The 20260-nt window shown below is 45.2% G+C and carries 19 protein-coding genes and 2 pseudogenes; 19 read left to right on the top strand and 2 right to left on the bottom strand.

Annotated features, from left to right (window positions below; translation table 11 throughout):
• Positions 1 to 4 precede the first annotated feature (4 nt).
• The 9 genes and pseudogenes from LCM00_RS03410 to LCM00_RS03370 all read left to right on the top strand — a co-directional run bounded on the left by LCM00_RS03410 (position 5) and on the right by LCM00_RS03370 (position 8960).
• Entirely contained in the window at positions 5 to 1360 is a 1356-nt protein-coding gene (locus LCM00_RS03410; RefSeq protein WP_224897850.1) for a solute carrier family 23 protein, read from the top strand.
• Positions 1323 to 2426, top strand: coding sequence for a LuxE/PaaK family acyltransferase (locus tag LCM00_RS03405; protein WP_224897848.1), 1104 nt, complete (start codon positions 1323 to 1325; stop codon positions 2424 to 2426). Before LCM00_RS03410 ends, LCM00_RS03405 begins: the two co-directional genes overlap by 38 nt.
• The gene (locus tag LCM00_RS03400) at positions 2389 to 3882 is read left to right on the top strand and encodes an acyl-CoA reductase (RefSeq protein WP_224897846.1); all 1494 of its coding nucleotides are present in this window, start codon (positions 2389 to 2391) and stop codon (positions 3880 to 3882) included. The genes LCM00_RS03405 and LCM00_RS03400 overlap by 38 nt, the downstream gene beginning before the upstream one ends.
• 14 nt (positions 3883 to 3896) lie before the next feature.
• A complete protein-coding gene (locus tag LCM00_RS03395; protein WP_224897843.1) occupies positions 3897 to 4667 on the top strand; it encodes a 3-oxoacyl-ACP reductase in 771 nt (256 codons plus the stop codon).
• A gap of 75 nt (positions 4668 to 4742) precedes the next feature.
• Complete coding sequence (locus LCM00_RS03390) at positions 4743 to 5006, top strand: hypothetical protein (protein WP_224897841.1); 264 nt, start codon at positions 4743 to 4745, stop codon at positions 5004 to 5006.
• A 519-nt stretch (positions 5007 to 5525) separates the two neighbouring features.
• Positions 5526 to 6887 carry an MATE family efflux transporter gene (locus tag LCM00_RS03385; RefSeq protein WP_224897839.1) on the top strand — a complete coding sequence of 454 codons (1362 nt, stop codon included), beginning with the start codon at positions 5526 to 5528 and terminating at the stop codon, positions 6885 to 6887.
• 258 nt (positions 6888 to 7145) lie between these two features.
• Positions 7146 to 7484, top strand: coding sequence for a hypothetical protein (locus LCM00_RS03380; RefSeq protein ID WP_224897837.1), 339 nt, complete (start codon positions 7146 to 7148; stop codon positions 7482 to 7484).
• Between the two features lie 120 nt (positions 7485 to 7604).
• The gene (locus tag LCM00_RS03375) at positions 7605 to 8225 is read left to right on the top strand and encodes a YdcF family protein (protein WP_224897835.1); all 621 of its coding nucleotides are present in this window, start codon (positions 7605 to 7607) and stop codon (positions 8223 to 8225) included.
• 17 nt (positions 8226 to 8242) lie between these two features.
• Positions 8243 to 8960 (top strand): annotated as a pseudogene (locus LCM00_RS03370) (Type 1 glutamine amidotransferase-like domain-containing protein).
• A gap of 58 nt (positions 8961 to 9018) precedes the next feature.
• Here LCM00_RS03370 and LCM00_RS03365 read toward each other — a convergent pair.
• Positions 9019 to 9609, bottom strand: coding sequence for a YhcN/YlaJ family sporulation lipoprotein (locus LCM00_RS03365; RefSeq protein WP_224897833.1), 591 nt, complete (start codon positions 9607 to 9609; stop codon positions 9019 to 9021).
• A 149-nt stretch (positions 9610 to 9758) separates the two neighbouring features.
• On the opposite strand from LCM00_RS03365, the gene LCM00_RS03360 reads away from it, so the two are divergent.
• The 5 genes from LCM00_RS03360 (at position 9759) to LCM00_RS03340 (ending at position 14540) form a co-directional block, all read left to right on the top strand.
• Positions 9759 to 9971 (top strand): helix-turn-helix transcriptional regulator, encoded by a 213-nt coding sequence (locus LCM00_RS03360; protein WP_224897831.1) that lies wholly within the window; start codon positions 9759 to 9761, stop codon positions 9969 to 9971.
• Positions 9968 to 10438 (top strand): hypothetical protein, encoded by a 471-nt coding sequence (locus LCM00_RS03355; protein WP_224897829.1) that lies wholly within the window; start codon positions 9968 to 9970, stop codon positions 10436 to 10438. The genes LCM00_RS03360 and LCM00_RS03355 overlap by 4 nt, the downstream gene beginning before the upstream one ends.
• Before the next feature lie 132 nt (positions 10439 to 10570).
• Positions 10571 to 11137, top strand: a complete 567-nt coding sequence (locus tag LCM00_RS03350) for an RNA polymerase sigma factor (RefSeq protein ID WP_224897827.1) — start codon at positions 10571 to 10573, stop codon at positions 11135 to 11137.
• Entirely contained in the window at positions 11115 to 12719 is a 1605-nt protein-coding gene (locus LCM00_RS03345; protein ID WP_224897824.1) for a DUF4179 domain-containing protein, read from the top strand. Before LCM00_RS03350 ends, LCM00_RS03345 begins: the two co-directional genes overlap by 23 nt.
• Positions 12720 to 13121: 402 nt before the next feature.
• Positions 13122 to 14540 (top strand): hypothetical protein, encoded by a 1419-nt coding sequence (locus tag LCM00_RS03340; protein WP_224897822.1) that lies wholly within the window; start codon positions 13122 to 13124, stop codon positions 14538 to 14540.
• Positions 14541 to 15182: 642 nt separating this feature from the next.
• Here the strand turns inward: LCM00_RS03340 and LCM00_RS03335 are convergent.
• A complete protein-coding gene (locus tag LCM00_RS03335; protein ID WP_224897820.1) occupies positions 15183 to 15521 on the bottom strand; it encodes a YlbF family regulator in 339 nt (112 codons plus the stop codon).
• Between the two features lie 140 nt (positions 15522 to 15661).
• Here LCM00_RS03335 and LCM00_RS03330 point away from each other — a divergent pair, with 140 nt between their 5' ends.
• From LCM00_RS03330 to LCM00_RS24845, 5 genes and pseudogenes are all read left to right on the top strand, one after another.
• Positions 15662 to 16504, top strand: coding sequence for an alpha/beta fold hydrolase (locus LCM00_RS03330; RefSeq protein WP_224897818.1), 843 nt, complete (start codon positions 15662 to 15664; stop codon positions 16502 to 16504).
• Positions 16497 to 17381 (top strand): GNAT family N-acetyltransferase, encoded by an 885-nt coding sequence (locus tag LCM00_RS03325; RefSeq protein WP_224897816.1) that lies wholly within the window; start codon positions 16497 to 16499, stop codon positions 17379 to 17381. Before LCM00_RS03330 ends, LCM00_RS03325 begins: the two co-directional genes overlap by 8 nt.
• Positions 17382 to 17395: 14 nt before the next feature.
• Positions 17396 to 18409 (top strand): SDR family oxidoreductase, encoded by a 1014-nt coding sequence (locus LCM00_RS03320; RefSeq protein ID WP_224897814.1) that lies wholly within the window; start codon positions 17396 to 17398, stop codon positions 18407 to 18409.
• 95 nt (positions 18410 to 18504) lie between these two features.
• A pseudogene (locus LCM00_RS24850) lies at positions 18505 to 19293 on the top strand (HAMP domain-containing protein); the annotation flags it as partial.
• Positions 19285 to 20235: a methyl-accepting chemotaxis protein gene (locus LCM00_RS24845; protein ID WP_404802137.1), complete on the top strand. Its 951-nt coding sequence runs from the start codon at positions 19285 to 19287 to the stop codon at positions 20233 to 20235. The pseudogene LCM00_RS24850 and the gene LCM00_RS24845, both read left to right, overlap by 9 nt.
• The last annotated feature ends 25 nt before the right edge of the window (positions 20236 to 20260 follow it).

The raw sequence follows: 20260 nt of genomic DNA, 5'->3' as shown, positions 1-20260 counted from the left end.
GAAAATGGACGAGAGAAAAACAGAATCCGGCCAAGATGAGATTTTAATAGGATTGGAAGAAAAGCTTCCGCCGAAAAAAACCGTTTTATATGGGCTCCAGCATGTTTTTGTATCGAATGTCTGGCTGGATCCGATTTTTGTGGCAGCTATGATCGGACTGCCCTTTGCATTATCGGCCAATATGGTGAACAGCATCTTTATTGCAGCCGGAATCGTCACCTTCATACAGGCGACAAAGCTGGTCAGGCTCCCGATCATCCAGGGACCGTCAGCTGCATTTGACAGCATTATGATTTCAGCAGGGAAAGCGAATGGGCTTGCAGCAGCAACCGGGGGAATCCTGGCCAGCGCAGCAATTGTGTTCCTTCTATCAATTACGGGGGTGCTGGGGCGCTTGAGGGCCCTGTTTACTCCAGTCATTTCCGGGACCGTCATATTCCTGGTCGGGATATCACTTGCCGGCTTCACTCTGCATGAATTTTTAGGCGGCTCACCAGGTGATGAGGGGTTTGCCAGTCCATCAACCCTGCTGCTATCGATAACAACAGCTTTGATTGTCCTTGGCCTTTCTTTGTTTGGAAAAGGCCTCTGGAAGTCTTTTTCGTTTTTGATCGCTTTGATTGCAGGTGATGCTCTTGCTTTTTCGCTGGGAAAAGCTGATTTTTCTATGATAAAGGAAAGTGCCTGGTTCGGGCTTCCCCATTTTTTGCCCTATGGACTTACCTTTGAATGGGGAGCCTTCCTGACCTTTTTCATTGCATATCTAGTGGCCGTTATAGAGGCAATGGGGGTTTATCAGGCATCCTCTGATATGCTGAAAACCGAGCTGACGGCCAAAAGGATCCGCGGCGGTTTTGCCGGAGAGTCGGCCGGCTCTTTTGTATCAGCCTTGATCGGCGGATTTCCGACTACTGCCTATGCCCAAAATGTCGGCCTGCTCCGCTTGACCGGAGTGGGCTCAAGATACCCGGTCATGGCTGCAGCTGTCATTTTCCTGGTGCTCGGGCTCGTGCCTAAAGCAGGCGCACTCCTTGCTCTGACGCCTGCCCCTGTTGTCGGCGGAATCTTTCTTCCTGCTGCCGCTACACTTGTGTTCACAGGGATTTCGATCCTGGCGAAGGCGGAAGCCACTCAAATCAATTATATGATTGTCGGGCTTTCCATGCTGCTGGCCATCTCACTGCCGGCATATGCTGTGAATGCAGCAGGGATAGCAGGGACATTCCTGACAAACAGCATCTTGATAGGAGCATTCACGAGCATCATTCTGCAGCTGGCTTTAGTAAGCCTCCCTAATCTATTTAAAAAAGGAGCGGCAAATAATGAAAGAAGAATCGATCAGTTTGATAGCGGAAATTAAAGATTTTATCGAAGGGGGGAATGATTCTGCTGATGCCTTTGGCAGGCTGGCGCTTAAGATTTTCCGCTATCAGTATGAGAATAACGTATTCTATAAAAAATTCTGCCAGGAGCAGAGGAAGACTCCCATTGCTGTGCACACATGGGAAGAGATTCCCCCTATGCCGGTTCAGGGTTTTAAAGAATTGACATTAACCTGCGAACCCCCTGGAGAGGCGGAAGCAGTCTTTATGACCAGCGGGACGACCAATCCTGATGCTAAGGGGAAAAATTTTCACCCTGATTTATCCTTGTGGGACCTCTCTATGAAGGGCCCTTTCAAAAAGTTTGTACTGCCTGACCGCGAAAAGATAGCCATTTTTGTCCTGTCTCCATCAGACGAGTATAACAAAAACTCTTCTCTCTCCCGCTACCTTACCAATGCTGTCTTTTATTATGGCAATGAGTACAGCCGCTTTTTCCACAATGGAGAGTCCCTCGACTTTCAAGGAGCAGCAGAATCGCTCGGCCGGATGGCAGAAAGGGGAGAGCCTGTCCTGATTATGGGGGCGACATTTGCTTTTGTTCACTTCTTGGATTATCTGAAAGAAATGGATCAGTCTCTCCTTCTGGCTGAGGGAAGCAGAATATTTGATACTGGCGGGTTCAAAGGCCAGGCAAGGGAAATAATCCCGGAAGAAATGACAGATCTGTATGAACGTTTCTTTGGAATAGAAAGGGATATGCAAATCAATATGTACGGCATGACGGAGCTCAGCTCGCAGATTTATGACCAGACGATTCTTTCCAGGCATTTGGGGAAACCGGCAATCACCGATAAGAGCGGGCCAGGCTGGCTGAAGACGAGAATACTCCACCCAGGCACTTTGGAACCGGTAAAAGAAGGAGAGGCGGGAGTGCTTGCACACTATGACCTGGCCAACTGGAATTCATGCATGGCTGTCCTGACGGAAGATCTAGGATTAAAAACGGGGTATGGTTTCAAGCTGCTCGGCAGAGTAAAGGGTTCCGAAGCAAGAGGCTGTTCCATTGCAGCAGACCAGCTTCTTTCCAAGGGTGGCCGGTAAAGTGGCGGAAACAGTCGATATTTTTCATTTGCCGGCATCAATCAAGCCAACTATTGTAAAAGAAAAGATTTATAAGCTGGAAGGAGATACGCTCTCCCTCAGATATCCCGAATTCAGCGGTGAGGAAATGGTAAAAGTAATTGATGCTGTTCTGGAAAAGCGCAGTCAATACCTCAAAGATTTGCCGGTTGCAAGCATTGTCAGCAAAATTGATGCAGCGGTCCAGCTATGGCTGGATCCTGATTATCATCTGAGAAAGCTGGCGGAAAAGCTCCTTCCTGCCGTTACGGGCTATGACAGTGAAATGATCCGGCTGGAGCTGAAAAGGTATATGAGAACCTTCCGGAAAAAAGAGCTATTGCGCTTCCTGGAAGAAGAATTTGATTCTCCGGAGATGCTGGACGAATTCAGGCCAAGAAAGTCAGGAGGGCTGAGCAAAGCTTACGGCCCGGACCTGATTTTTCATGTGTTTTCCGGCAATGTTCCGGGTGTCCAGCTATGGAGCCTGATTATGGGGTTCCTTATGAAATCTGCCCATCTTGGAAAAACTTCTTTTTCTGAGCCTTTCCTGCCGGTGTTATTTCTGAAGTCCCTGGCAGAAATAGATGAAAATCTTGCAGAATCCACGGCGATTCTTCCTTGGCCTGGGGGAAACTCCGAGCTGGAAGCGCCCGCTCTTGAATCAGCCGAAGCCGTTATTGTATATGGATCAGACAAGACAGTAAATAGCATAAAACAGAGGCTTCCGGACGGTCAGCGCCTTCTTGCTTACGGCCATAAAATCAGCATCAGCATGATTGGAAAAGAAGCACTGACTCCAGATCTTTATAGCAGGACAGCCCGCAGGCTTGCAGAGGATATCTGCATCTATGATCAGCAGGGCTGCCTGTCTCCGCAATCCGTTTACATAGAAGAAGGAGGTACAGTTGATCCAAGGCGTTTCGCCCAGCTGCTTTCCGCTGAGCTCGCCAGGTATGAAAAGAAGAGGCGCAGGTCGGCTCTGTCAGAAGAAGAGCATCTTTCCATCCAAAGAACAAGGGGGAGATATGAACTGGAAAAACTGAAAGGCAGCAGCACCGCTGTTTTTAAAAGCGGGATGAATACAGACTGGACAGTGGTTTTCCATAAGGAAAGCGGCTTTGAAGCATCTCCTCTGAATCGGTTTGTCCATATTTTTTCTGTCACGGAACTAGAAGGATGCATTGGATGGCTTAAGCCCTATAAAAAGTATATGCAGTCATGCGGGCTGGCGGTCCTGCCTGATAGGCTGATGGATATTAGCGCCAAACTCGGTGATGCCGGAATCAGCAGAATCTGCCCGGTCGGCGAGATGAACAGGGCCAAGCCGGGCTGGCATCATGACGGCAGCTTCAATCTGCTGACTCTTGCAAGAGTCATAGATATTGAAAGAAATGCGGAAGAAGATATGGAACGCTATGATCCTGATGTTGAATAGGAGGAGGGAAAATCGTGCTTGTTAAAAACAAAGTGGTCCTTGTTACCGGTGCGAGCAGGGGAATCGGCATGGCGATTGCCAGGAAGATGGGTTCTGAGGGAGCTCTAGTCATTCTTAATTATCTTTCCAGCCGGGAGGCCGCCGAGTCGGCCGCTAAGGAAATAAGGGAGTCGGGCGGCCAGGCTGCTGCCATGCAGGCAGATGTGACTGATCCGCAGCAGGTCAACCGTATGATGATTGAAATTATAGAGAATTATGGAGGCATCGATGCAGTCATTAATAATGCCTTAAGCCATTATTCTTTTAATCCTAAAGAACGAATGGCAGCCTGGGAGCTTGAGTGGGACGAATACAATCGCCAGTGGGAAGGGAGCGTCCGCGGCGCCTACAATGTATGCAGGGCAGCCATTCCCTGCATGAAGGAGCAGATGAGCGGCAGTATTGTAAATATTGTGAGCAACCTAGTGAGTTTTCCTGTGATTCCCTATCATGATTATACAACCGCTAAGTCAGGCTTGCTTGGGTTTACCAGGAATCTTGCAAAGGAGCTTGGCTGTTTTGGAATTACAGTGAATGCAGTTGCTCCAGGGCTGACCTATCCGACGGATTCGAGCACTGGAACAAAGGAGGATGTAAGGAACAGCATCATCGAACTCACTCCGATGCAGCGCCTCGCAGCCCCGGAGGATATAGCAGATGCTGTCCTATATTTCGCATCACCGCTCTCAAGCTTTGTTACAGGGCAATGTCTGTATGTTGATGGCGGCCTGGTCATGGGCGGATGAAACCTTTTCCGGGCTGATCCGTATAATAGTTATAGCACAGAAAAACAGCATTTTGTTAGAAAGAGGAGGATATCTATGATTCCGATCCTGCTGACTATTATATTCTTTATTAGTCTGCCTGTTTCTATATCCATTTTAATTAAAAAAAGAAAAGAAGCAGGTGTTACCGGCTACAAAAGCGCCTTGACCTCCATCTGTTTCTTCCTGATTGCCATAGTCAATCTTATTTCGTACTGGATGGGCTGGCTCGGGATTTTTAACTGGATGATGACCTTGATTCTGCTGCTGGCCGGAGCCTACTTCACAAAATATCTTAAGCCGGCTGGAACAGGGAATTAGCAGGAGGGAAGCCAGATGCATTGGAAGAGATATTTACTATTAGCCCCATGGGCACTGCTTGCAGGAATAGGATGCTCTTGTACCCTCCTTTCGGCAGCTATGCTATTTTGCCGATATTGATCTTGTGGGCCATCTATTATTCATGGATTTATTTTGAGAATAGGAACAGTCATTAGAAAAGCCTGCTGCAGCAGGCTTTTTTGTTTATAAATGGGGCAGCTGATTTCCGTTCCAGGCACTTCGCTTTCCTCGGGGCGGCGCTGAGCCTCCTCTTCTCTTCGCTCATGCGGTTCTCAGCCCTGCCGCTGCTTCCCGCAGGAGCCTGCTTGCCTTCCACTTCAGCCAACAGGCTTCTAAAATTGATTGGCAAGAGCTATTTAGACACGGGTTAAAAGCTAATACAGCAGCAGCCTGCCCATCTTTTCAGGAGATTTTCTAACAATTACATTTTTTCCGCCCGCTGATGCTTTGTTTGGCTTATAATTATCCTTGTGACTTTCATTCCCAAGGAGTACCATCATGAATCAGACTTTTACAGTAAAAGAAAAAATCAGGCAAATCTTAATTTTATTGATCCCCATCCTGATTACCCAGCTTGGGATGTTTTCAATGGTTTTCTTTAATACCATTATGTCAGGCAAATACAGTGCTTCCGATCTTGCAGGGGTGGCTATCGGGTCATCGATTTGGAATCCTGTTTTTACAGGGCTGAGCGGAATTCTCCTGGCTGTTTCGCCGATCGCGGCTCAGCGGTTTGGGGAGAAAAAGCAGGGAGAAGTTGCGTCAGTTGTCAAGAATGGCATGTATCTTGCCGTCATGATTGCACTGGCTGTCATTGCGGCCGGTTTTTTCCTGATAGGCCCAATCTTGGATAGAATGGATTTAGAGAGAGGTGTTGAACAGACTGCAAGAGGATATCTGATTGGATTGAGCTTTGGGATTATCCCGCTATTTCTGTTCAATGTCCTTCGGTCTTTTATTTATGCTCTAGGTAAAACGCGGGTTGTCATGGTGATTCTGCTGTGTGCACTTCCTGTTAACTTCTTCCTGAATTTTGTCCTGATCTTTGGTTATTGGGGCTTTCCGGAGCTTGGCGGGGCAGGGGGAGGCTATGCTACTGCTGCCACCTATTGGGTAATCCTTTCCCTGACGATCTTCATCATCAGAACACAGCAGCCATTTGCGGTGTTTAAGGTGTTTTCTAATATGGGAGACTTCTCATGGTCCCAATGCAAGGAAATTTTAAAAATCGGTGTCCCGATGGGTTTGTCGATCTTTTTTGAAACGAGCATGTTTGCGGTTGTGACAATTTTGTTAAGCCGTTTCAGCGTGGAGACGCTTGCTTCCTATCAGTCGGCACTTAATATCGTTTCCTTCCTTTATATGATTCCAATCAGCATTTCGATGGCTCAGACTGTGCTGGTCGGCTATGAGGTGGGGGCTAAGAGGAATAGGGATGCGAAGGCATACAGCTGGATCGGAATCTACTTGTCCATTGCCATTGCCCTTGTCACTGGCCTTCTCGTTGTCCTGTTCCGTTACCAGGTTGCAGGCTTTTACTCCAATGATGCGGCAGTGATTTCCCTGACGGCACATTTCCTTATTTATGCTTTGTTCTTCCAGATTTCAGATGCCATCCAGGCAACTGCCCAGGCTGCTTTAAGGGGCTATAAGGATGTTAATCTTGCGTTCATCATTACGCTTATTGCCTACTGGCTGATCTGCCTGCCTCTTGGATATGGGCTGGCACATTATACCAGTCTTGGTGCCCCGGGATATTGGATCGGGCTTACCGCCGGTCTATTGGCAGCAGGCATCTGTCTGTCAGCCAGGCTGATTTATATCCAGAAGAAAAAATTTGCTCCATCAGAAGGGGTATAATTGATGGTAACTATCATGATGAATATATAATGGCAAAGCTGTTAAAATAATTACTTTAAGAACCTGCCGTTGCAGCAGGTTCTTATTTAAAATGAGAGGGTAAAAGAAATTTCTCGCTGGTTTTGGGTATATGTCTATTCAACATTGCCTTCTTTAACATATTCTAGACTGAAACCTATACGAGGAGGGGGCTTTCACATCTATATATGCTGCCCCTTAAATGGAAATTAAAGATAGAATATGAGAGGAGAAGGTATGATGAATCAACAGCAGTACATGTATAGCCCTGACGCAGCTTCTTATGAAGATTTAAGCCGCTTTGGATTTGGCCGCCCGCGGTTTGGAAGATTTGGCTTCGGCCGTCCGTTTGGGTTTGGCCGTCCGTTTGGCTTTGGGTTCGGCCGTCCATTTGGCTTTGGGTTCGGCCGTCCATTTGGCTTTGGGTTCGGCCGTCCATTTGGCTTTGGCTTCGGTTTTCCATTCCTTGGAGGCCTTGCAGGAGGCCTGCTCTTAGGAAGCGCGCTCGCCGGCCCGTATGGATATGGATATGGCTATCCTTACCCGTATCCTTATGCACCTTACCCATACTTTTATTAAAAAAGGCATGAGGCGGGACAGCGGAAAAGCGGCCCGCCTTTATTACATAAAAATTTTGCTCGACAGGAATTTCAGTGAGGATGAAGAATAGAATATTAGCGAGTTAAAGAGGTGCAATCCATGAAAACACTAATATCAAAACTCGATTTCAATCAATTGTCAGACAGGCAGATCGGGGATCTTCTTTATAAAAATATCGCGGATGACAAAGGATCGGGAGATTGCATATTCGTCCTGGGGAGCAGCAAGGCTGCTGAATACAGGCTTCCAAAGGCGCTTGAGCTTTACAGGAGCGGCAGGGCAGGCAAGCTTCTTTTTTCAGGCGGTGTTGTTTGGGCACCGTCTAAGCTATGCGAGGCAGAGCTTTTAAAAGAGAAAGCTCTGGCACTTGGAATCCCGGCAGGAGATATTTTAATAGAAGATCAATCTCTCCACACAAAGGAAAATGTGCTTGCCTCACTGCTGGTCCTTGACCGGGAATTCAATCTCCACAAAATAGAACGGATATTGGTTGTTACAGCTTCCTACCATATAAGAAGGGCACATCTGACCATGAAAACTTATATGCCGGGCTGGATACAATACTCGCTTTGCCCTGTGGATGATATGCATACAAGGGAAGGGAATTGGCAGCTTTCAGAGGCAGGCAGGCTGAGGGCAAAGAGGGAAGCGGAAAAGCTGATTCACTATGTCAAACAAGGCATCATTACAGACGCTGAAGTTGAGATTTCAGATTCATAAAGAGAGGAAATGAAAAAATGAGACAGATTATCGCAATGGGAGGTGGAGGATTTTCCATGGAACCTGAAAACCTCCTTCTTGATCAATATATCTTAGAGCAAGCGCAAAATAACAAACCCAAAATATGCTTTCTGCCCACAGCAAGCGGGGATCAGCAAAGCTACATAGACGCTTTTTACAAAGCTTTTGAGACCCTTGAGTGCAATCCCTCCCATCTTTCCGCTGTTTGAGCCAAACTTCAATAGCGAAGAGGAATTGTTGCTGAACCAGGACATCATCTACGTTGGAGGCGGGAATACCCGCAATATGATGATTCTTTGGAAAGAATGGGGGCTTGATGAGCTGCTGATCCAATGCTATCAAAAAGGGATCATTTTGGCAGGCATAAGCGCAGGGAGCATCTGCTGGTTTGAAGAGGGCCTGACAGATCCGCTTAACGGGCCGCTATATCCTATAAAAGGTCTGGGCATCCTAAAAGGCAGCCATTGCCCGCATTATGATGGGGAGAATAAGAGAAAGCCTGCTTACAGGCAGCATATCAGGGAAGCGCTCATAATGCCTGGCTATGCAGCAGATGATGGGGCTGCACTCCATTTTGTGAATGAAGAGCTTTATAAAACGGTCAGCTCCCGAAAGAACGCCAGTGCATATTACATAGAAGTGAAGGATCATAAAGCTGAAGAAACAAGACTTGATCGCATTTATCTGGCGGAATCAGTAAACAGTTTAAGTTAAACTAAACAAATATTAATTCTAATAGCCCGCTTCCTTTTCGGAAACGGGCTATTTACTGTTATCGTGATTCAGGGAAGATTCTTTGCACCGTTTCGGAAAATTGATCAAACAATCCTCTTACAGGGTTTCCATTCTGAATATCATCCCTATACCCGCGCATACGTTCCATAAAATCAGGATTGCTTGAAACAAACACTTCATTGATATTCTGATCTGCTGCCTGAACCTGATCGGAAACCTTCTTTTTCATTTCATCATTGACATCGCCTTTTCCCCCATTTGCGAGCTTTACAGCTGCATATGCCTTGCTTCCGGCAGTAATGACTACTGCATTATCAACTTCTTTCATGGCTTCAACTTTCTGCTGGGCATCTTCTGAATTGCGGAGATCATTCTGATCGCTGCCATTCTCTTCACTGCCGTTCTGCCCGTTGTCATTCAGTCCATTGTTATACTGTTTGTTGTTATTCTGTTCGTCGTCCAATAAGTTATTGTCATTGTCAGTTACATCGCTGTCGGTGACATTCCTCATGGATAATGTGCCGGATTGGCCGTCATTTCCATCCTGGCTGCCCTGGTTGGTTGAGGCACAGCCGGTAATCAGCACAGACGCAGCCGCGCCTATTAAAAGCCATTTTAATTTTTTCATTCAAATACCTCCTAAATTTATATTCGTGAGTAATTTTTCCAAAAACAAAAAAGTTATACATCGCCATAAAATAATGTTAAATAGGCTTTACATAATGTTAAGTGTTTTATACAATTGACTCAAAGATGTTAAGTTGGATGAGGTGCACTATGGAAATCGGCAATCGTGTCAAAGAACTCCGTGCGAGAAACAGCTGGACACAGGAAATGCTGGCCCAGTCTGCCGGTGTGACTAGGCAGACTATCGCGGCACTTGAAAAAGGGGACTATATCCCATCACTGCTGCTTGCCCTGAAGATATGTGAGGCATTCCAGCTGAAGATGGAAGAAGTATTCTGGCTAATAAAGGAGGAAGAAAGTTGAAAACGAATCGGACAGTTTTATTAAGCTTTGTTTTATATGCCCTGTTTGCCTGGGCCATGATTGCGATGTACGATGCCCAGACCCAGTTTGCGGAAGTGCTGCGGAATCCTGAGCCGCCCTGGTCACTGACAATCAATTTCACGCCGGTTGCAGTTTTTTTGCTGATAGGGGGAGTGATCAGCGGGGTTCTTTACAGCAAGAACAAAAAAAAGCGGTCAAGTATCAGTGCTCTGCTTCTCCTGCCGCCTGAGTTCGAGGAACAGGATGAACGGGAAAAAATGATGACTGCCAGAGCCTGCAGAAGCTCATATATCTCCCTGTATTTTGCGGTGCCCCTCACAGCGGCCCTTATGCTTTTCTATCCTTTGCTCGAGGATAAAGTCCCGTTCTACCCGATTCTGGTCATTCTGCTGATCCCGGCCATTCAGATGCTTTCTTATTATCTGTCCATACGAAAAAGTTTGTGAAAATAGTAAGGCGGCTGCAGATATCCTGCAGCTGCTATTTTTTTTTTGAAAAAACTTGAGATTTTTTTACCTCTGTATCCGTTATTATAGAAGAATCGGACAAAAGGACAGGAGAAGGAACGGGAGGTACATATGGAAGAGGAAGCAATATGGATAAAGCAGGTGCTGGCCGGAAACAAGCAGGCTTACGGGCATATCATCAATAAATACAAAAACCCTTTGTACGCAACGATACTGAGGATGACAAAAAACCCGCAGGATGCCCAGGATCTGGTCCAGGAGGCATTTATCAAAATTTACAACCAGCTAGGCAAGTATGACCAGAAAGGGGCATTTTCCAGCTGGCTTTACAGGGTGGCGGTGAATCACTGCATGGATGAATTCAGGAAGAAAAGGTCCCAAATCAAGCAGGCGGAAATAAACGAGGCCTCTGCCATCAACACAAAGCACCCGGAAGTAATTCTTCTGAAAAAAGAGCAAAACAGGCAGGTTGAAAAGCTGATCAGCACACTGCCGGAGGATGAAAGGATTATTATACTCCTTCGATATGCCAATGAATTGCCGTATGAGGAAATTGCTGAAACGACAGGCATGCCCTTATCCATGGTCCGGAACAAGCTTCACAGGGCCAAAAAGAAAATGAGGGAAACAGTCAAAAAACAGGGAGGCTATTATAATGAATTGTCCAACGGCGGATAAAATCTCTCAATATACCGATCATCTTTTAACCGAAAAGGAACAGTCTGAACTGAAAAGCCATATCGCAGGCTGTCAGTCTTGTGCTGAAGTTGCTGGTTTATTTGAACATGAAGCTGAATTCATGAAAGAAACCCTGCAGATGCCAAAGCTTCCCGACGATTTTGCAGATGTCATCATTGGGCAGCTTGAATCATACAGACCAAAAAGAAAGTTTGTCCCAGGGAAACGGATTGCCGCAGCGGCAGCCGGGCTGCTCCTGGCTGCAGGAATCAGCACGGTCCCCGGTTTTGCAGACTGGGTGGGAGGGTTATTTTCCTCCAGTGAGGTAGATGACGGTCTGAGACTGGCATCTCAAGAAGGACTGGCGACCCGGGTGGATATTGCTGCAACAGATCAGAACACAACGTTCAAGATAGAGGATGTAGTCGCGGATACATCAAGAATTGCGCTTTCTTTTAAAGTATTGGATTCAAACGGCAAACCGCTTGATACCAGTATCAGTATGGATGACACAGAAAACAGGATCGCAGCATATGACCAGAACGGCAAAGAAATTGAAGGCCACGCGATGCGCTGGACAGAAGACTCCGAGTATGGATTGATAGAGTTCTCATTGAGGGATCGGAACGACTTGGAAAACGTCCTCGTTAAAATTGATCTTAAGGAGCTGAACGGAAAACAGGGGAACTGGAATGTTGAAGTTCCTGTTGATTTGAAGGAAAAACAAAAGTATACCAGCAGGCTGGCGCTTGATGGGCACAGCACCACTTCCAATGGAGTCTCCATTAACCTCAAGGAAGTGCAATTTGCACCTTCTTCAAACGAGCTGATCTATGAGACAGCTTTCACGAAAGAGGAAAAAGCTGGAGTGGAAGCCAGAATTAAAGACCTTGAAGAGAAGTTTGGCAAGGAAAATGTAGGGATGTTCTCCGGATTCGGAACGGCGATTCAATATCATATTGTGAATGATAAAAATGAAGCTGTTTATAAGCATAATACCTTTGCTGAGGGGCAGGGCCATCCCAGCGATGAGGGCTCCATATCAGGTTCCGGCAAAGATCTTGACGAACTTGGGGCTGTACGATGGAATGAATCATTTATCCCGCAGAAAAATAGAAGCAGCTATGCCCTGGTACTCGATGGCGTAATCAAAACCCTGCCAGCCGATTTTTCAATTAAAATTAAACCGGACGATCTCAGGAAGAAACCAGTCAGCTTTGAATACGAAGGCAATCACTTAACGATCAAAGAAGCAAAGAAGAAAAATGACTACTCGCTGCGAAAATCGCTGCTGCCAATTCAAAAGGAAACCTATTTTGAAATCGAGATGGAGGGTGGCAAGGAAGTACCTTCCGCTGATCTTGAGTCATGGGTGATGACGGATGATAAAGGAAATGTCTATCCCCTGTATCATAGTGGTTCCATATTAAACGAAAAAGACAATAATGGGCGCTTCAAAACTTCTCTCGATCTCAAAGCGTATGATCTGGAGAAAGAGCCGGAAGAACTGACATTGCATCTCATATCTGTAACCCGATATTATAAGGCGGATACAGAATGGAGCGTTCCGCTCTCTAAATAAATCCTTACAAGGAAAACAGGCAGAAAGATGCCTGTTTTCTTTTGGCTCTTTTAGTATAGACATTTTATGGTATTGAATCTAAATTAGAATGACCAGGAAGCCTTAAAATAAGCGGAGATTTTCCTGTTAGGCTGCTGAAAATGGGACAGGTGGGTGTTAATAAGCGGAGAATTTCCGGTTAAGCGAAGCGAAGTAGCCCATTTTCCTGTTTTTTGAGTCAATAGCCGGAAATTCTCCGTCTATATGAGCCATTTTTTGAGTTTTTTCGAAATTAGGGGGAATTTCTCCGCCTATCTTTCAATCTACTACTGATGCCTCATTCAGGGGCGGGAAGGCCCGCTCTTTTTTGCTGGCGGGGAAGAACCCGCCTCCTGAAAGAGTTTTTTATCACGACTTATAAGGATGGCAAGGCAGCAGCAGCCAATGAGAAAAGTGCTTTTCTTTTTTCGGTATAATAATGGAAAAAAATCGCAACTTTCTGGAAGCCTGTTCGTATATAAAGTAACTTGGTTTGGCTGTACAACTGTGGGAGGGATATTCATGGAAGGAAAAAGTACAAAGAGAAACACAAAATGGCAGCGTCCCATTTTATGGGGATCCGGCGCATTATTGATCATAATGGTGATGCTATATTTTGACAAAGAAAAGGTTTTTAAGGAAGAAAAGCCGCCCATGCCAGTGATTACAGTCGGGGGCACCGAGGTGCAGGCCATCTTGGGGTCTTATCGGTGGAATGATGGACTCGTGGAGAGAGAGATGAAGGATATTACCAAATCTCTGAAATATCAGCATGTATACGAAAATGAGGAAATGAAGGTTGAATTTCCCGACGAAGCTGACATCCCTGTTTTTATAGGAAAAAGCACTCTGATGCCTAACGGAAAAAAATTTCCTGACTTATTGCCGAGTATATTGGGAGAAAACGGCTTATTCAGTGAAGGCGAGGGAATTCAAACAGCAGTCTTACAGGCATATTGGAAGGATGGAAAAACAGCTGAGTATTATCTTCCTATAAAAATTGAGAAACAGCCCCAGAAAGAACCTTACTTTCCAAGGTTCAAAGGCCAGTATTCAATCGTGATAACAGAAGAAGAGGTCACCCTGGAAAAAGATTTGGAGATAAGAGCGAAGTTATTACAGCAGTATCCCCCTTCATTTATAACAATAGGGGGGTATACAGATTTACAAAGAGCAGAAGAAGAGCTATCAGAATTAAATATTAAAGAAGTACCTTCCTATATACTATTGGACGAGGAAGGAGAAGTTTTCCGCAGCAAAGAACTCGGGTCGATGGAAAAATATATTGATGAAAATGTACTTCCTGAAGCAACCAGCAAGGAAGGAATTGTAACCGAAGTCAACCGTGAACAGGGCTTTATTAAAATAGATGAGGTTCCATTCTGGATTAATAAGGGAGCAAAGTATCATACAGGCCAGAAACTTGCATTTAAAGCGAGATATCCAGAAGACGGTCAATTATGGTTTCCAATTCTGGAAGAAGTGAGGGTTCTCGAGGAACAGGATAAAATCTTTAATGGCAGTAACTGGCTGTCGAATGAAAGTGGTAAACTGTCCATACTTGCTATCGGAAATAAATCAAAAGAGAAAATGGAATTTTTGAAAAAAGAGGGAATTAAAACTGTTTTGAAGACATCAGCTGAAAACTCTCTTAAATTGGAGAATGGAAAAGAGCTGACCGATTATACAGTTTTTGTTTTTAATGAAAGTGAGCTTATTTTTCAGACAGATGCTTATGATAAATTGCTTAAATTCCTATACTCTAAAGAGAACTTAGATACACGAATGAGTATCATTTCATAATGAAGGTATTTTAGGAGCGGTAAAAGGAGGACGCAATAATTGAGGCTCAGAAATATGGTTCAAAGAAATTAACAGCTTCATTTGCTGTCTCAGCAGCCGTCTCCATACTGTGTGTTTTTTTACTGTCTATGATACTGAATCTGCCCCTGGACTAGGGACTGCCTTTCTAAGCTGGCTTCTGTTTTTTATGCTCTATGCCGGAACTATTATCTTTTTATACGGTAATCTTGTTTCGTTTCTGCTTGAAGCTTTGCAGGAACGGGTAGCTTTGCTTCAAAGGGAGAAGGGTCGATGACTGATCACTTTACCAAGAGCGAAGGAAAATGGAAAGGCAAGATAAAGGTTATCAGGTAGTAAAAGAAACGTCAGCGGAAAAAATAGGAAGAGAAAAATTCATTATTACATATTAAGAATGATGTGAAAAAGTTGAAAGTCCGGTTCATGGTATTTTTCGTATGGAGTTGGCCGCCAATCTTTAACTGGCAAAGGATGGGTAAGAGAGGAGCCGCCATATTATAACGAAGAGGGCTGACCATAAATTGGCACAGCTTGTACCTCATAAAAAAGGAAAGCAAATTTGCTTTCCTTTTTTAATATGACAACAAGGATAATCTATAAAGCATATTGCCTGACGATCTTCACTCAGCCATAGATTTCTTCCATCGGCCTGGCCAAAATCATATTCAGTTCCTGGATGGCCTGGAAGATTTGTTCTTCTGCCTGCAGGTAAGAAGCGGTTTTTTGATTTTGCATCAGGCTGGATTCCAGCATCTGCAATTTTTGAATATCAGTGGCGCCCAGATTTTCCCCGCGGATTTGCTTTTCCTGCAGTAAGTGGTGGATGCTGCGGAAATCCTCGATCAGCTGCCTTGCTGCCGGATCCGCATTAATTTCTGCTGCCAGCTTCCTCAGCAGCTGGTACTCCCTGCTTCCGCGTATAATGGTTTCCAATGCAGGCCCCTGCTCTAATAAAGCTCTCATTGTATCCCCTCCATTAGCCTAGATAATACAGCGTATGTGCAAATGAAAAAAAAGTTCGAGTATCCAAAAATAACTGGATTAAATTCAGAATATAATGATAATATAAAATAGACTATCTGGTTTATTTAGGGGGAGGACTTATGGAATCTGCTCTTGTTACGTTAAGAAATGAGTCTGTTTTTGTTAAGCAAATGGGGGAAGGTGAACCAATCGTATTTTTGCATGGGGGCCCGGGAAGTGAGCACCGTTTCTTTCTTCCTCATCTTGAACCTTTGGCATCACAGTTCCAGCTGGTATTTTATGATCAGCGCGGCTGCGGTGAGTCTTCTTTTAGTGTAGAAGCGGTTTACACCATGGATGAAGAAGTTGAAACTTTGGAAGCGCTTAGGCAGCATCTTGAAATCGGCAGGCTGAATCTGGTCGGGGAGTCGTGGGGTTCCATGCTTGCACTGCTGTATGCCTCAAAATATCCGGCAAACGTAAGCAGGTTATTTCTAACCGCGGCAGTCGGAGCAAAAACAGAAGGATATGAGAATTTTGGCCGTTTGCTGATGGAAAGGCTCTCTGAAGAAGAGCTGGAGCGGTTCCATCAAATAACAGAAGACTACAAAGAAGGCAAGGCAGCTGCCGCTGATATCTTTAAGGTCATTGATCCGTATTATTTATATGATAGTGATAATCTGGCCAAGAAAACTGCGACGATAAGCAATAGCATTGTAAATTCACAGATCGGGGAAGATATTCTGCAAAACTACGAATCCCGTATCAGTCCGGCCGCACTGGCTGATATTCCTGTTATGGCAGCACAGGGTGAAGGGGATATCCTGACTCCCGATATGCTGGAGGAGCTGCTGCTTCCCCTTATTCCACATGCAGCAATTGAAGTGATACCTAAGTGCGGCCACTGGACTGCTATTGAACAGCCGGCAATACTAATGGAAAAAATAATAGATTATTTTTCAAAGGAGAAAAGAAATGATTGAAATCAGACGCTTGTCAGATTGCTCGATAAATGAAGCGGTAACAGCCTGGAACAAAGGGTTTGAAGGATATTTCTTCAATGCAGCTACAACACCGGAAAAGTTTGTTGCAAGGATGGCAGCTGAAGGCCTGTCGCCGGATTTGTCGATTATCGCTTTTGCAGAAGGAGAGCCAATCGGCATTGTTAAGAGCGGCATCCGGGAATTCAGGGGAAGAAAGATTGCCTGGAATGGCGGCACAGGTGTTGCTTCTTCCTGGCGCAGCAAAGGGGTCGGACGGAGGCTGATAGAAGAATCTATAAAAATATATAAAGAAAAAGGTGTCCAAATGGCCACGCTTGAAGCAATCAGTGAGAATGCGAAAGCCATTAGCCTTTATGAAAAATTGGGGTATCAAAAAGTGGATGACCTTGAATATTTAGAGCTGAAAGGACGATTGGAGAAAAATCCTTTATCACTGGCTGATCAGAAATTTTACGAAGTAATGTCAGTATATCCTCAAGAGGTTTCCGCCCTGGACTTTTACAAGGGAACAGATCCATGGCAGACTTGCTGGCAGAATGCAGCAGGCGGCGAAGCATTGATTGCATTAGAAGGTGGAAATGCCATTGGGTATGCTTTCTTCCGCAAGGGCTTCTCTGCTGAAGGAAGTCATATGGCAACCACCCTCTTCCAGCTGGAAGCGGAACAGGGCAGGAATGATCGGCGGGAAATAGGCGCATATCTGCTGTCCAGAATATTTGGGGATTTCAGCGATGATATTCGAAGAGTTATACCTAACTTTCCTGTAAGCGGCAATAAAGAAATCTATGAATTATTGTCTGCTATAGGATTTACGCCTGCCGTAAACCAGGTTTATATGATGAAAGAGTTATCATAAAAGGGGTAATGCAAATGAAGGTTTTAATCATTGGCGGTACAAAATTCATGGGTCCGTATGTGATAGAAGAGCTTTATCAAAAAGGCCACAAAGTTGCTGTTTTTAACAGAGGGCAGACAGAAGCATCCCTGCCGGAGGATATTATCCGCATCCAAGGTGATATCAGTGAAATTAATGATTACAAAGATGAGCTTAGGGGCTTTCGTCCGGATGTTGTCCTTGATATGATTCCCTTTACTGAAAAGCATGCTGAGACTGTGAGGGATATATTCGAAGGAACCGCAGACCGGCTTGTGGCAATCAGCAGTGCAGATGTATACCTCAGCTTTGGCCGGCTGCTTGGAACAGAGCCCGGGGAACCAGTTCCCACACCTTCCAGAGAGGATTCTCCATTGAGGGAAAAGCTTTATCCCTACAGAGAAAATGTAAGCGAGGAACACTTTTATTATCATTATGACAAAATCCCCGTAGAAAAAGTGTATATGGAAAGCGAAAAATTGAAAGGCACAGTCCTGAGGCTTCCAATGGTGTATGGGCCTGGCGACAGACAGCACAGACTTTATCAATATATTAAGAGGATGGCAGACAAAAGGCCGTATATATTATTGGATGAAGTTCACAGCAGGTGGAAGGCCTGCAGAGGGTATGTTGAAAATGTCGCCCATGCAATTGTAGCCGCTATTGAAAATCCCATGGCTGCAGGAAAGATTTATAATGTCGCAGAAAATAATTTTTCAGAGAAGGAGTGGGTCGGCAAAATTGCAGAAGCAATGGTGTGGCAAGGTTCAATAGAGGGGGTTGAGGAAGGGAAACTTCCTTTGGGCATGAATGCCGGGCAGAGCATTGATCTATCATCCGAAAGGATTAGAGAGGAACTGGGCTATAAAGAATTCATAACATTAGAAAAAGGGATCCAGAAAACCATTGAATGGGAGCTGGAAAATACGCCTGAAGATCCTGCTGCAAAAGATGTTGATTACGATAAGGAAGACAAGATAATGAGGGAGAGAAAAATCCATAAAGAATAGGCATTTCATGAGAATGTAAAAAGATTTCAACTACTTCAATGACTGAATAATTCGAATTCAACATATTGACTGAAAAACCTGCAATATCTGCCGATATGTCATATGAACAAGCTAACAACAGAGAGAGAGGGAGCTTAATGAGAATGACAATCGGGAGAAAGCTGTTTGCGGGGTTTTCAGGAGTTCTGATTCTGCTGGCAGTAATGTCGGTGATCAGCATTACGCAAATTAATTCAATCGACAGCCAATATTCGGAACTGATAGACGATCGGGCTGCAAAGCTTATGAAAATCAAAGAGCTTAACATTAATATTGCAGAGCAGCAGAGCAATCAGGGCAGCTACCTGGCGCTTGGCGAAGAGAAGTATTTAAAGCAGTTTGAGGAAGGGCACTCTGCCTATCAAAAATCAAGCAAAGACCTTCAATCCACTATCAAACGGGAAAAATCGAAGGAATTATTAAAGGATCTGAATAAACTTGAGCTGCAATATTATCTTTTCTCGCAATCAGTGTTTCAATTAAAGCAGCAGGGAGAAATGGAGCAATTGGAAACACTTGTTTCCAAACAGCAAATTGTAGAAAACTTTAATAAAAAAATTAAAGAACTCTCCCAGTATCAGGAAGGTCTAATGGCAGATGGGCAGTCAGCGGTATCAAAGAAATCCGGGCAAATTATGCTTGCAGTTTCTTTGATCGGGCTTGCAGCTATGATTATAGGAATCCTTGCCGCTTATCTGACAGCAAGGATCATTTCAAGGCCTGTCAAGCTTCTAGCAGCTGAAGCAAAGAAAATTGCAGGCGGAAATCTGGCAGTCCGGAAGCTGAACGTGCGGAACAAAGATGAAATTGGCCTTTTGGCAGATTCTTTTAATCTAATGTCACAGAATTTGAGGGAAGTCATCAAAAGTACTGCTGAAAATGCCGAACAGGTGGCTGCTTCCGCCGAACAGCTGACAGCTGGTGCAGAGCAGTCAGGGGCTGCTGGCAGACAGATTGCTGCTGCCATGAATAATGTCGCGTCAGGTTCTGATAAGCAGGTGCAATCGGTAGAGCAGGCTTCTATTACTGTAGGGCGCATGTCTGCCGGTGTAAGGCAAATTGCAGATAATGCCGCTGCTGTTTCCGAAACTGCCGCTGGTGCAGCCAGCCTGTCAGAAGAGGGCGGCAAGGCGATCGGTTCTGCTATCGAACAAATGAGTTCTATTCATGAAACCTTTGCAGGGCTGGAAGGTGTCATTAAAAAGCTTGGCCAGCGGTCACATGATATTACACATATAATTGAAGCCATTACTGGTATAGCAGATCAGACCAACTTGCTTGCCTTGAATGCAGCAATTGAAGCTGCACGTGCTGGTGAGGCTGGAAAAGGCTTCGCAGTGGTTGCAGATGAAGTCAGGAAGCTGGCTGAGCAGTCGGCAGATTCTGCACGGCAGATTTCCGGAATCATTTCAGCCATTCAGCAGGATACAGGCAAAGCCATTTCGTCGATGGCCGATGCAGGCAAGGAAGTCGAAAGAGGAATCACGGCAGTTGGTGAAGCAGGGGGAGCCTTTAAAGAGATAGGGGATTCTGTATCAGGGGTTACAGCACAGATCGAAGAGGTTTCAGCCGCTGTGCAGCAGCTTGCAGCAGGAGCCGAACATATTGTGCAGGCGATCGATGACATTGCTGCTGCAGCCGAAGAGTCAGCTTCAAGCACCCAGGAGGTTTCTGCGTCAACAGAAGAGCAGCTGGCTTCCATGGATGAAATGTCTGATTCTGCAGCATCGCTTGCAAAAATGGCAGAAGAGCTGAATGAGTCAGTCAGCCGGTTCAGATTGAAATAGCAAAGCAATTGAGCATCGCATTAGC

This window comes from Bacillus infantis (assembly GCF_020171945.1).
Classification (GTDB): Bacteria; Bacillota; Bacilli; order Bacillales; family Cytobacillaceae; genus Bacillus_AB; species Bacillus_AB infantis_A.
The sequence above is the reverse complement of the archived record's forward strand: the minus strand, read 5'-3'. Positions and strand labels throughout refer to the sequence as shown.